The following is a 12,661-nucleotide window of genomic DNA, read 5'->3' as shown; positions in this document are numbered from 1 at the left end:
ATCCGCCCGGTACAGGATCACTGGCATCACGGCCGCCAGATATAGACCGGCCTTGCCGTGACTTCGGCGACGGGCGCGGTCAGGTTGGCACCGCGTGCGGGATCGTCCGCGGCGGCCTGGTCGACGAAGCCGTAGTAGACGCCTTTGGCGAACGACGCGCCGCGCTGTTCGACGTCGCCGATATTCTGCGCGGTGCCCGACAGGACGATATTCCGTTCAAATTCGCCAAGGCCGACGAATGCACTATCGACGCGCGCGCGATCCTTGACGATCGTGTTGCCGCGGATCACCGACAGGCCGCTGGCGCGCGCGTTGCCGAGGAGCTGGCCGCCGTCGACGACGGCATGATCCTCGACGCGGGCATGGTCGCGCACCGCTCCCGAAAGGACGCGTGCCCACGGGCCGACATAGGCGGTCGGATCGACCGTCGCCCCCGCCGCCACCCGGCCGCCGCCGTTCGGATGGCGATGTCCGCCCGATAGCGGTGCCGAAGCGCCCGGCTGGAATCCTTCGGGCATCGCGCCTTCGAATGCGGCCATCCAGGGATAGCGATAGATCGAATAATAGGGCTGTTCGGCACCGATATGATGAAAGCTGTCGGGAGCGCCCATAACGATCAGGTAAAGACCTTGATCGCCCGGCAACAGCGAAAGCGTCGCCTGCCCGTCGGCGCCACGCTCCAGCGATGAATAGCGTGCGCGGCCCGATCCGCCGACCGCGACGATTCCCCAACGCCAGCCCGACGACGGCGCCGCGATCGCCGCCGGTTCGTTGGCGAGCCCCGGCAGCTTCTCCGTTGCCGATGCGTCCTGGGTGATGCCGCGGAACGTGACGGTCACGCTGTTCGCGCCGGCATCGGGGTGCAGGCGAACGATATTATAGCCCCAGCGCTGCGGTGCCCATGCCGCGGGTACGGCGAAGCGTCGCAGGGCGAGGTCGATCGGATCGAGGATCGTCGTGCGCCGCAGCCGGTCGCCGACCTGTGGCTCATAACCTCCATATTCGCGCCTATAGACCGCGCCCTGATCGCTGCCGTCGGGATTGACGTATTCCCAGTTGGCGTTGCGCATCGCCCAGTCGCCGAAGGCGTCGTTGAGCTGCGCGAGCGTCCAGCCGCGGCTGCGCATCAGCACCTCGATCGGGTCGGCGCTCGTCCCTGCGGCATCCCCATCCTTCGGCGCGTCCGACCATAGCGCATTGACCGCCGGATAGCCGAAGCGGTTCTTGATGTACTCCAGGAACTGCCAATTGCAGTACCGGACCCGCGACGAGCCGTAATAGAGGTGCGGATAATTGACCGAGAGCACCGAACAATGGGTGTTGGCCCTGAATTCGGGCAATTGCAGCGCCATCCAGTTCGCGTGGCTTTCCCACAGCCATTGCGAATAGGGCGAAGCGCGATAGGCACCGGTTTTCGCCTGCAGCGCATGGGCGAATTCGTGCGCGAGGCCGAAGCGGTCGCGTACGCCGCCCGGGCCGATCCACATGCCCATCTGACCAAGCTCGTCGGCGCCGCCGGACAGCCCGTAATCTGCGGCGACGTAGATGTTGGCCTTCAGCTTTCGGGTTTGCTGGCAATCGGGCTGGGGAAAGCCGATGGAATCGATAAACTCGCCCCAGACGAACTCCAGATGCTCGCCGGCGGCCCGCGCCTCGGCCATCGGTACCAGATCGCCCTGCCAGCGGAACGCGAAATGCGTCGTTTCATGCCGCACCGGCAGCGATCCGTTGACCTTGTCGTTGGGGTCGGTGGGGGCGACGGTCCAACCGCCGGCGATGCACGCGTCGTCACCGGAACCGGCGCGTGGCGCCGCCGGGACAGGAGCGAGCGGGCCGGCACCCGGAGCGCCGCTGCTGCACCCGGCGAGCGCGACAAGCCACAGCGCCGAAATCGCGCGAATATCGGCCATCGATGACTCCCTTCCAGTCGCGAAGATGGTCAGCGCGGGGTCAGGATGACCGTGACGGGCTTCGCACCAAGCGGGATGGTGAAGCCTCCACGCTCCGCCTTCGCACCAGCCACGGTCATTTGCCGGGCCGTCGGGGTGGTGCCCTCGACGAACAGGCGTGCGTGCGGCGTATGCGCATCGGCGGGGTCGAGCGTCAATTCGATCCGCCCCGTCGCGGGCGCATAGGTGGCGCTCGCGATCTTGCCCGCCTCCAGCGTGACCCACTGGCCGGCGGGTGCGATGAACAGCCGCGCGCGCGCGCCATCCCTGGGCGTGATCGATATCGTGCCCTTGGCGGCATTCACATCGCCGCCGAAGCCCAGCCAGCCGAAGGTCGGATCATCGACGACGTAGGTCGCCGCCGCGATCGCATGGCCGTAAAACCCCATGCCGTAGTCGCCGCTATACGGATCCCATTTCATCATGTCGGGCCAGGCGTGAAAGGCGGCCGAGGAAAATCCGTCCTGATCGATGTTGGTGATGCCGCCCATCATCCCGCCATAGGCGACGCGCAGCAGGTGAAGGTCGGCGGGGTCGCGGCGGAAGGAATCGAACAACGGCACCGCATTGAGCGCCGACCCGTAATGATGGATCTGTCGTTCGATCCGCGAATATTTCCCGCCATAGAGGAAGTCCCAATAGCGGCGCGCGTTTCCGTTGTAGGCCCAGCTCGGGATGGCCGGATCATAGCCCAATATGACTTCGCGCGTGACTTCGGCCTGCGGTCCGAACCCGAAATAACGCATCCAGGCATAGACTTCGGGCTGTCCGGTCGAATCCCACGGCATTTCCGATCCGAAGGGGTATTGAAGGGTGCGCCAATGGTCCGCGCGGCCTTTCATCAGCCGTTCCATCTCGGCCGCCTCTGCGGTGAGGCCCTCGCGCTTCAGATCCTTCAATATGTCGACGAAGACGTCGCCTTCCATCAGTCCGAACTCGGCATAATAGGGCGCATCGCGCATCATCGCGACGGTCGTCTGATACGCCTTGCCCAGATACCATCGCCAATCGTGACGCTTGACGAGGCCGGGGTGGTTGCGCGCGGTGCGATAGAGGACCCAATGGCCGATCGCGACATGGGGATAATTATAGGCGCGGCCCAGGTCGCCTGCGGCCTTCTCGTTCCAGGCCGTCCAGGATTTCCAGTCGTCGGCGTCGAACCCGCCATAGGCCCCGGGGAATTTTACCGGGTCGTAGTAGAAGAGGCTCTTCTTCACCGCGCCTTCTTGCGGGCCGTCCGCGACCTGCAGGCGGCCGACAACGGTTTCGTTCACCAAACGCTCGATCTTGGCGACTTCGGCGGGATCGGGGTTGTCGAGCTGCTTCATCGTCGCCGCGACCCAGCTGCCGCCGCCGCCCTCGTCGCTCATTCCCGCGATCCAGGCGCGCGGCTCGACGTCGACGATCTTTTTTGCCTCGTTGTCGTAGGTGAGGATGGCGGGCGAGCGGCCGAAGGCATCGCCTTTGCCTTCATACCATTGCCGGGTGGTCGAAAAGCGGCCAAGATCGGCCATCGCCTGTTCGAGCGGCTTGGTGACGAAATAGCTGACCGTCTGCTTCTCGCCATTGGCATAGCCGAGCGTCAGCCGAACCCGGCCCCACTGCCGCCCGCGGATCGTCAAGCGGGTCCAGCCCTTGGCATCGCCCGCCCGCACGGTCTCGATCGCGCCCTCGGGAAAGCTTTCGATGGAGGTGATGCGGCCGGGCGCCTTGACGAACAGGCTCGCCTGCTGATCCATCGGAACGACATAGCCCGGAATGCCGACCGCGACGGGGCGCTTGTTTGCGATCAACGTCGGCTCGATCGCGCGGATCGTCGGCGCCTGGGCAAAGCGGACCCCGACGTCGATGCTTTCGCCCGGCTGTAGCGTACGGCTGGTCGGTGCATTCCACTGCTCGCCGGCCTTTTTCCATTCGCGATCGGCATAACCGGCCGAATGGATGGTCCAGTCGTAAAAGCCCTCGGAGGTCTGGCCACGCTGGCTTTTGTCCGTGAAGATCGAGCCTTCTTCGGCCTCGCGCGGATTTTTGAGCGGTTGATAGGCCTCGAGCGGGCTCTTTCCCTGCGGCAGGACGAGCAGCGCCGGCCCCTTGCCGTTCAGGCGCGTCACCTGCAGATATCCCGCATCACGGCCGATATTGGGATCGACGAAGCTGGCCTCGCTGTGCGCCTGATCGAGATTGCGATCGGTAATGATGTTGTCGAACACCATCGGCATGCCCAGCACGCCGATTTCCAGCGGTCGGCCGGAGGTGTTGCTGATGCGGAAGGACAGCGCCAGCTGGCCCTTCTGATCGAACCAGCGCCGCTCGACGCCGAACGGGGCGTCATTGCCCATGCTCGCGGTGATGTCCGCCGCCGCGATCGTCGCTTTGCCGGCGGGTAGCGGACGGATGGCGCGGCGCGCGTGCGACGACGCGAAATCGCGCCATGCTCCGCCAGGTGCCCGCACCCGCAGGTTGAGGTCGCCAATATGATTATAGCCGTCGCCGGCCCGTTCGGCCTCGCGCGCGGTCGGGACAAAGCTGAATCCGGGTTCGGCCCCGGGCGAGAGCCGGGCCAGCGTCTGGGTGTCGGCGCGCAGCGCGACGACCAGATCGCCGACCCGATATTCGCTCGTCGTGATCGGCTTGTACTGCGGCTTTGGTGGCTCCTGCGCGACCAGCGCGGGGGTTGCTGCCACCACGGCCAGTGCGCCGCCCGCGAGCCATGCCGCCGAAAACGCCGCCTTGCCGCGGCGCCATCCTGTCACTGTTTTCTGGTTCAATGCTTCTCTCCGCTTTGTCGGACCCAGCTGGGGATAACGGCAGTCCGACAAATAATATACTGTATATTGTAGGACTATATAATAAAAATGATGGTGGACAGGATGGCCGGGGCGCTAGAAGAAGTGGCAATGGACAGACAGATCAAGAGCTTTGGCCTCAAACCGATCGCGGGGGCGCTCATCCAGCAAGGCAATGGCAAGCGGCTCCGGGGCTCGCTGGCGCAGCAATTGGCGGTCCAGATCCTGACCGGCGTGCTGCCCGAGGGCCATATGTTCCCCGGCGAAATCGAATATGCCGAACAGATCGGCATTTCGCGCTCCGCCTTGCGCGAGGCGTTTCGCACCCTGTCGGCGAAAGGGTTGGTCGACAGCCGTCCGAAGGCCGGAACGCGGGTCAGCCCGCGGCGTCACTGGAGCCTGCTCGATCCCGATCTGCTCGCATGGCAGTTCGAGGCCGAACCCAGCCTGAAATTCCTTCACGACCTGTTTGAATTGCGGATGATCGTCGAACCGAGCGCCGCCGAACTGGCCGCCGAGCGCCGCACGGACGAGCAGGTGCAGGCGATGCGCAACTCGCTCGACGCGATGGCGCGTCACGGGCTGGCGACCGAAGCCGGACGTCTCGCCGACCAGCAATTCCACATGGTCATGCTTGAGGCGAGCCGAAACGATGCCGTGATCGCGCTGGCCAGCTCGATCATGGCCGCGATCGCCTGGACGACCATCTACAAGCAGCGCAAGCGCGAACTGCCGCGCGACCCGATTCCCGATCACCGCGCCCTGTTCGACGCGGTGGCCGCGGGCGATCCGCGCGCCGCGCACGCGGCGATGGCCGAACTTATTCGCCTCGCCCTCATCGATACGGAAATTTCGCTGCAGCCCGACTGACCCGCGCCCGGGCCTCGATTTCCAGCGGTTCAGCGGCGAAGTCGGCGATCCCATCGGTGGCGCTGCCCGGCACGGGGTCAATGGCTGTCGCGCGGCAGTCCGGCGGTCTGGGCGATGCGCTGATATTTCTCGGCGCCTTCAAGAATGGCGCCGCTGTCCATCTGCCCGACCAGCTGGCGCTGGATTTCCTGCCAGGGCGTCTGCGATGCCGGATAGGCGAAGCCGCCCGCTTCCACGAGATTCCGGCGGCGCCGCGCCATCTCCTCGTCGTCGACCAGCGCGTCGGCGGTGCCGTTGCGCAGGTCGATGCGTACCCGGTCGCCGGTGCGCAGGAGAGCGAGGCCGCCGCCCGCCGCTGCTTCGGGTGAGGCGTTCAGGATCGACGGCGAACCTGACGTGCCCGACTGGCGGCCGTCGCCGATGCAGGGCAGGGCGCCGACGCCTTCGCGGATCAGATAGGCGGGGGGGCGCATGTTCACGACCTCTGCCGCGCCGGGATATCCGATCGGGCCCGCGCCGCGCATGAACAGCAAGGTGTCGGGGGTAATGCCGAGGGCGGGATCGTCGATACGGCGATGATAATCCTCCGGACCCTCGAACACCATCGCGGGCCCCTCGAAGGCTTCGGGATCATCGGGGTTCGACAGGTAGCGAGCGCGAAACTCGTCGCTGATGACGCTGGTCTTCATGATCGCGACGTCGAACAAATTGCCCTTGAGGATGATGAAGCCGGCGTCGGAGACGAGCGGCTGTTCGAACCGGCGAATGACCTTTTCGTCCTCGATCTCGGCGCCGCGGCAGTTCTCGCCGATCGTGCGACCGTTCACCGTCATCGTGTTTTCGTGGATCAGTCCCTGGTCGATCAGCTGTCCGATCACCGCCGGCACGCCGCCCGCGCGATAATAATCCTCGCCCAGATATTCGCCGGCGGGCTGCAAATTGACGAGCAGCGGGATCTTGTGCCCGTGCACTTGCCAGTCCTCCATCGTCAATTCGGCGCCGATATGCCGGGCGATGGCGGCCAGATGGATCGGCGCATTGGTCGATCCGCCGATCGCGCTGTTGACGACGATCGCATTCAGGAAGGCCTCGCGCGTCATGATGTCCGACGGTTTCAGATCCTCGGCCACCATTTCGACGATGCGCTTGCCGGTGAGGTAGGCGACTTCCTGCCGATCGCGATAGGGTGCCGGGATCGCCGCCGAGCCGGGCAGCATCATGCCCAGCGCCTCGGCCAGCGAGTTCATCGTCGTCGCGGTGCCCATGGTGTTGCAATAGCCGGTCGATGGCGCGGATGATGCCACGAGCCTGATAAAGCCTTCCTCGTCGATTTCGCCCGCCGCCAGCATCTGCCGGCCCTTCCAGACGATGGTGCCCGATCCGGTCCGCTCGCCCTTGTGCCATCCGTTGAGCATCGGGCCGACCGACAGCGCGATGGCGGGCAGGTTCACCGTCGCCGCCGCCATCAGGCACGCCGGCGTCGTCTTGTCGCATCCTGTCGTCAGCACCACCCCGTCGATCGGATAGCCGTACAGCGCTTCGACAAGGCCCAGATAGGCGAGGTTGCGGTCGAGCCCGGCGGTGGGCCGCTTGCCGGTTTCCTGGATCGGATGGACGGGGAACTCCAGCGCGATCCCGCCCGCTTCGCGAATTCCCTCGCGAACGCGTTCGGCGAGCACCAGATGGTGCCGGTTGCACGGCGACAGGTCCGATCCCGTTTGCGCGATGCCGATGATCGGTCTGCCCGAGCGCAGTTCGTCGAGGCTGAGCCCGAAGTTCAGGTAGCGTTCGAGATACAGCGACGTCATGTCGATATTCTCGTCATTCGCGAACCAGGCGCGGCTACGCAGTTTCGGGGGAACCGGGGCGTCGGACATGGATATTCTGCTCCTGCGATCAGCGCGTCGTCGAGACGCGATAGATCATGCGGTGATGATAGGGTTTGCCCGGGTCGACCCGCGCCGACCCGAAGGCGGGCTGATTGGGCGTGTCGGGAAATTTCTGGGGTTCGAGCGCGATGCCGTCGCCCATGCGATACAGATGGCCATGCTTGCCGACAAGCGTGCCGTCGAGGAAGTTGCCGGTATAGACCTGCACGCCCGGTTCGGTGGTGAGCACCTCGAGCACGCGGCCCGATATCGGGTCTTCCAGCCGGGCAGCCAGTTGCGGCTGGCCGGTGGCACCCTTGTCGAGCACGAAATTATGATCATATCCGCGGCCGGCGACGATCTGGGGATCGCGACCGTCGCGGATACCCTCGCCAATGATCCGCCCCCGGGTGAAGTCGAATACGCCGCCCGCCACCGGCTTCAACTCGCCCGTCGGGATCAGGGCGTCGTTCACCGGCGTGTAGCGCTGCGCCGCGATCGTCAGCTTGTGATCGAGGATGCTGCGCGGCGCGCCTTCGCCGGCCAGATTGAAAATCGCATGGTTGGTCATGTTGACGATCGTCGGCGCGTCGGTCTTCGCGCCAAAATCGATCGTCAGCGCCCCTGCTTCATCGAGTGAATAGGTGACCGCGGCGTCGAGGGTGCCCGGATAACCCTGGTCGCCCGCCGGGCTGGTCAGCGTCAGCGTGACGCTGGCGGTCGATCCGTTCCTGACCGATGCGATCGTCCACAGGCGCTTGTCAAAACCCTCCGTGCCGCCGTGGAGCGAGTTGGCGCCGTTATTGAGCGGAAGCTGATAGGGCCGGCCGTCGAGCGTAAAGCGGCCGCCCGCGATACGATTGGCATAGCGGCCGACGGTGACGCCGAAATAATTGGGCTTGTCGACATAGCCCGCGAGATCGTCATAGCCGAGTATGATGTCCGCGAGGGCGCCCGCGCGGTCCGGCGCTTCCAGCGCCTGAAGCGTCGCGCCATAGCTGATGATGCGGGCCTTGACGCCGGTGTCATTGGTGAGCGTGATCGCTTCGACCGTGCGACCGTCGGCCAGTTTGCCGAGTTCGGTTCGCTCGGCGGTGGCCGCATGAACGCCCGGCGCGATCGCGATGGCGGCGATGGCGGCGATGGCGGCGCATGTCGCAAACCGCTTTGCTGCCACCTTTCTGCTGCTGACGACGTACATGGACCTCTCCTCACCGATTGACGATTGCACCAGATAGTATACAGTCAGACAAATTGTAAAGCAGCCGCTGCTGTCGGCGCGAAAAAAAGGGAGAAATCGTCTATGCCCGCCCCATCCGGCGCCCCCATCAGCAGCGGGAGCCCTTCGGTCGGCCCGGCGCAGAGCTACACCGCGGCGCTCACGCTGCTCGCCAGCCTTTTCTTCATGTGGGGCTTCATCACCGTTATCAACAACACTCTGCTCCCGCACCTGCGCAGCGTGTTCGACCTCAGCTACACGCAGACAACACTCATCGAATCGGTGTGGTTCATCGCCTATTTCGTGGCCTCGATCCCGTCGGCCAAGCTGATCGAACGCATCGGATACCAGCGGTCGCTGGTGGTCGGGCTCTTGATCATGGCGGCGGGTTCGCTCGGCATGATGCTCGCGGCGAGCATTCCGTCCTATGGCGTGACGCTGGTGATGCTGTTCGTGATCGCTTGCGGCATCAGCCTGCTTCAGGTCGCCGCCAATCCCTATGTCGTGGTGGTGGGCGATCCGGCGACGGCCTCGTCGCGCCTCAACCTGGTGCAGGCGATGAACTCGGCCGGCACGATGCTCGCACCGATGTTCGGCGCCTATCTGATTCTCGGCCGGTCGAAAGGCGGCACGGCCGAAGCCGGCACGGTGCTGACGCAGGCGGAGCGGTTGGCCGACGCCCATTCGGTGATCCTTCCCTACGGGCTTGTCGCCGTGGCACTCCTCGTGCTCGCGGTCGTCATCGCGCGTTTCCCGCTTCCTGCGATGGGGGCAGCGACCAGCCGCGTCGACCGCGAGGAGCGCAAGCAGCATTCGCTGTGGCGGCACCGCAACCTCGTGTGGGGCATTCCGGCGATCTTCATCTACCTGATCGCCGAAATCGGCGTCGCCAACCTGTTCGTCAACTTCGTCAGCCAGCCCGACATCGCGAACCTGACGCACGAGCAGGCGGGGAATTACCTGACCTTTCTGTGGGGCGGGATGATGATCGGACGCTTCGCGGGCGCCGCGATCATGCAGCGGGTCAGCGCCGAAGCCTTGCTTGCGGTATTTTCGGTCGGCGCCTTCATCGTGATGCTGGTGACGGTCTTTGCCCATGGTCCCGTCGCCATGTGGTCGCTGATCCTCGTCGGCCTGTTCCATTCGATCATGTTTCCGACGATCTTCGCGCTCGGGATTCGCGGCCTCGGCCCGCTGACCGAGGAAGGGTCGGGCCTGCTGATCATGGCGATCGCGGGCGGTGCGCTCGTCGTGGTGCAGGGTTGGCTCGCCGACCTTTATGGATTGCAGATGTCTTTCCTGCTCACCGCGGCGTGCGAGCTCTATATTCTCTTTTATGCCTTGTGGGGGTCGAAACCCGTCGTTTCGGGGGAGGCTCCGGCAGGTGTTGAGACGCCGGAAGCCGCCGGGACCGGCGCCTTTTGACGCTAACCGGCGAAGCGGGGCGGACTGCGTCCCGCTTCGCCGGTCAGGCACAGCAGCGCGCCGGCAAGCGGCTGCTGCGCAAGCGCGTCCGGAGTCAGGCCGACGGTGGCGCTGGTAATATAGAGTCGGTCGAGATCGCGCCCGCCGAACGCCGGGCACGTCGGACGCTGGACGGGCATGGGGATCTCGCGCACGATCCGGCCGTCGGGCGACAGGCGGCGCAGGCACCATCCGTCCCAGAAGGCGATCCAGACATGATTCTCGGCATCGACCGCCATGCCGTCGGGATAGCCCTGTTCGGGGCTGAAGGACGCGAAAGGCCTTTCGGCAACAGGATTGCCGTCAGCGTCCAGCGTGACCGCGGCGATCCGCTGCGCGGCCGAATCGGTAACGAGCATGGTGCCATCGGCGAGGAACGCCGGCCCGTTGGGTACCATGATGCCGCCGCGGACCGCCGTGACGGTTCCGCCGGGATCGAGACGATAGAGCGATCCGCGCGCGGCTTTTTCGGCATCGTCCATCGTTCCGGCCCAGAACCGACCCTCGCTATCGACCTTGCCGTCGTTGAAACGATTGCCGGCGGGCTCATCGACGACCGCGATGACGTCGCCGATGGAAACCGAAAGATCATCGGCGACCGCAAGGCGTACGAAACCGGGATCGCCGCTCGCGACCAGCGTCCCGCCGTGCGCCAGCCCGAGCGCGGTAAGCCGGAAGGGCAATGGTTGCCGATGATTCGCGCCGCTCGCGGCATTGTGAGCGTGCAATGCGGGTGCCTTGATGTCGACCCACCACAGGATTTCGCGATCGGGATCCCATAATGCGCCCTCTCCAAGCTTTGCACCGGCGGGCGAAACGGCCGTGATTGTCATCATCCTCTCCTTGACGCTGCCCCGCCAATCTGCAATCGGGGCACAATAGTATACTGTCAGACTTAACGGAGTGCACCATGGAAATCACCGGCGCTATCCTTACCGGATTCACCGACCGCATCACCGGGGCAAGCTTCGCCGCGATCGATCCCGCGACCGGAGAGGCGATCGGTCCGGACTTTCACGAGGCGGGCGCGGCCGATGTCGCCGATGCCGCCGCGCTGGCGGAACAGGCCTTTGCGCCATTCAGCGAAACGGCACCGGAGGCGCGGGCGCTGTTCCTCGAAACCATCGCGGAAGAGATCGCCAACATCGGGGATACACTCATCGAGCGCGCCATGCGCGAAAGCGGCCTGCCGCGCGCGCGGCTGGAGGGCGAGCGCGGACGTACGATCGGCCAGCTCCGTCTTTTCGCCTCGGTCGTACGCGAAGGCGGGTGGATCGACGCGACGATCGATCGCGCCATGCCCGATCGCGCACCGCTGCCCCGGCCCGATCTGCGCCGTCGCAACGTCGCGCTGGGACCGGTCGCGGTGTTCGGCGCGTCCAATTTCCCGCTCGCCTTCTCGGTCGCCGGCGGCGACACGGCTTCCGCCCTCGCTGCGGGCTGTCCGGTGATCGTGAAGGGGCATCCCGCGCATCCCGGAACCGGCGAACTGGTGGCGCGTTCGATTCGCCGGGCGGTGGAGCGTTGCGGCTTGCCCGAAGGGGTGTTTTCCTATCTTCCCGGTACGACCCATGGCCTCGGCGCTGCGCTGGTGGCCGATCCGCGCATCAAGGCGGTGGGTTTCACCGGTTCGCGCGGCGGCGGGCTCGCGCTGGTTCGCATCGCAAGCGAGCGGGCCGAGCCGATCCCGGTCTATGCCGAAATGTCGAGCATCAACCCGGTCATCCTGTTTCCCGCCGCGGCAAAGGCGCGGGGCGCCGCGCTGGGTGAGGCCTATGCGGCGTCGCTGACGATGGGCGCGGGCCAATTCTGCACCAACCCCGGCCTGGTGATCGCGCTCGAGGGCAGCGACCTCGATGCTTTTGTCGCTTCGGCGGCCGCGGCGCTTGGGCAGTTGCCCGCGCAGCAGATGCTGACCCCGGCCATCCATTCGGCCTTCCAGCGCGGCGTCGAGGCTCTGGGCGCGCACGAGGCCGTCGAAACCGTTGCCCGCGGTCCGGCGGGAGAGGGCGACAACCAGGCGCAGGCGGCGCTTTTTGGCACCAGCGCCGCAGCTTTCGCGCGCGACGCCGCGCTCGGCGACGAAATATTCGGATCGTCGTCGATCGTCGTTCGCGCGGCGGATCTGGCGGAGGTCGTCCGACTCGTCGGCGGCCTCGAGGGCCAGTTGACCGCAACCCTGTTGTTCGACGAGGCCGATGAGGAACTGGTTGCTCCGCTGATCGCGTTGCTCGAGCGGAAAGTCGGGCGGATTCTCGCCAATGGATGGCCCACCGGCGTCGAGGTATGCCACGCCATGGTCCACGGCGGCCCGTTCCCCGCCACGAGCGACAGCCGCACCACATCGGTGGGAGCGTTGTCGATCATGCGTTTCCTGCGGCCCGTCTGCTACCAGAATCTGCCCGACCGCCTGCTGCCGGCCGCGCTGCGACAGGACAATCCCTATGGCGCCCCGCGGCGTATCGATGGTGTGCTGACCCTCGCCTGAGGCGGCAAGGAATGCGA

General features: G+C 65.6%; 8 protein-coding genes. 3 read left to right on the top strand and 5 right to left on the bottom strand.

The window, feature by feature from the left end; translation table 11 throughout:
* Positions 1-26: 26 nt before the first annotated feature.
* On the bottom strand, positions 27-1,910 hold the full coding sequence (locus VN047_RS22505) for an Svx/AvrXca family virulence/avirulence protein (protein ID WP_325546693.1): 1,884 nt from the start codon (positions 1,908-1,910) through the stop codon (positions 27-29).
* Between the two features lie 29 nt (positions 1,911-1,939).
* Positions 1,940-4,717 carry a DUF5695 domain-containing protein gene (locus tag VN047_RS22500; RefSeq protein WP_325546691.1) on the bottom strand — a complete coding sequence of 926 codons (2,778 nt, stop codon included), beginning with the start codon at positions 4,715-4,717 and terminating at the stop codon, positions 1,940-1,942.
* 129 nt (positions 4,718-4,846) lie between these two features.
* Here VN047_RS22500 and VN047_RS22495 point away from each other — a divergent pair, with 129 nt between their 5' ends.
* Positions 4,847-5,605 carry a FadR/GntR family transcriptional regulator gene (locus VN047_RS22495; protein WP_325546689.1) on the top strand — a complete coding sequence of 253 codons (759 nt, stop codon included), beginning with the start codon at positions 4,847-4,849 and terminating at the stop codon, positions 5,603-5,605.
* Between the two features lie 77 nt (positions 5,606-5,682).
* Here VN047_RS22495 and VN047_RS22490 read toward each other — a convergent pair whose 3' ends face one another.
* The gene (locus tag VN047_RS22490) at positions 5,683-7,482 is read right to left on the bottom strand and encodes an IlvD/Edd family dehydratase (RefSeq protein ID WP_325546687.1); all 1,800 of its coding nucleotides are present in this window, start codon (positions 7,480-7,482) and stop codon (positions 5,683-5,685) included.
* Between the two features lie 19 nt (positions 7,483-7,501).
* Positions 7,502-8,674 carry an aldose epimerase family protein gene (locus tag VN047_RS22485; RefSeq protein ID WP_325546685.1) on the bottom strand — a complete coding sequence of 391 codons (1,173 nt, stop codon included), beginning with the start codon at positions 8,672-8,674 and terminating at the stop codon, positions 7,502-7,504.
* Between the two features lie 102 nt (positions 8,675-8,776).
* On the opposite strand from VN047_RS22485, the gene VN047_RS22480 reads away from it, so the two are divergent.
* Positions 8,777-10,117 carry a sugar MFS transporter gene (locus tag VN047_RS22480; RefSeq protein WP_325546683.1) on the top strand — a complete coding sequence of 447 codons (1,341 nt, stop codon included), beginning with the start codon at positions 8,777-8,779 and terminating at the stop codon, positions 10,115-10,117.
* Between the two features lie 2 nt (positions 10,118-10,119).
* On the opposite strand, the gene VN047_RS22475 is transcribed toward VN047_RS22480, so the two are convergent.
* A complete protein-coding gene (locus VN047_RS22475; protein WP_325546681.1) occupies positions 10,120-10,989 on the bottom strand; it encodes an SMP-30/gluconolactonase/LRE family protein in 870 nt (289 codons plus the stop codon).
* A 77-nt stretch (positions 10,990-11,066) separates the two neighbouring features.
* On the opposite strand from VN047_RS22475, the gene VN047_RS22470 reads away from it, so the two are divergent.
* Complete coding sequence (locus VN047_RS22470) at positions 11,067-12,644, top strand: aldehyde dehydrogenase (NADP(+)) (protein ID WP_325546679.1); 1,578 nt, start codon at positions 11,067-11,069, stop codon at positions 12,642-12,644.
* Positions 12,645-12,661 lie beyond the last annotated feature (17 nt).

The sequence above is a fragment of the Sphingopyxis sp. genome (assembly GCF_035565275.1).
In the GTDB taxonomy this organism is placed as follows: domain Bacteria; phylum Pseudomonadota; class Alphaproteobacteria; order Sphingomonadales; family Sphingomonadaceae; genus Sphingopyxis.
Note: the sequence above shows the minus strand (reverse complement) of the source record. Positions and strands in the feature narration are given on the sequence as shown.

Excerpts from the sequence above, each read along its gene's own strand:
- VN047_RS22470 (WP_325546679.1), top strand. The coding sequence starts at position 11,067 with ATGGAAATCACCGGCGCTATCCTTACCGGATTCACCGACCGCATCACC.
- VN047_RS22475 (WP_325546681.1), bottom strand. The coding sequence starts at position 10,989 with ATGACAATCACGGCCGTTTCGCCCGCCGGTGCAAAGCTTGGAGAGGGC.
- VN047_RS22490 (WP_325546687.1), bottom strand. The coding sequence starts at position 7,482 with ATGTCCGACGCCCCGGTTCCCCCGAAACTGCGTAGCCGCGCCTGGTTC.
- VN047_RS22505 (WP_325546693.1), bottom strand. The coding sequence starts at position 1,910 with ATGGCCGATATTCGCGCGATTTCGGCGCTGTGGCTTGTCGCGCTCGCC.
- VN047_RS22495 (WP_325546689.1), top strand. The coding sequence starts at position 4,847 with ATGGACAGACAGATCAAGAGCTTTGGCCTCAAACCGATCGCGGGGGCG.
- VN047_RS22485 (WP_325546685.1), bottom strand. The coding sequence starts at position 8,674 with ATGTACGTCGTCAGCAGCAGAAAGGTGGCAGCAAAGCGGTTTGCGACA.
- VN047_RS22480 (WP_325546683.1), top strand. The coding sequence starts at position 8,777 with ATGCCCGCCCCATCCGGCGCCCCCATCAGCAGCGGGAGCCCTTCGGTC.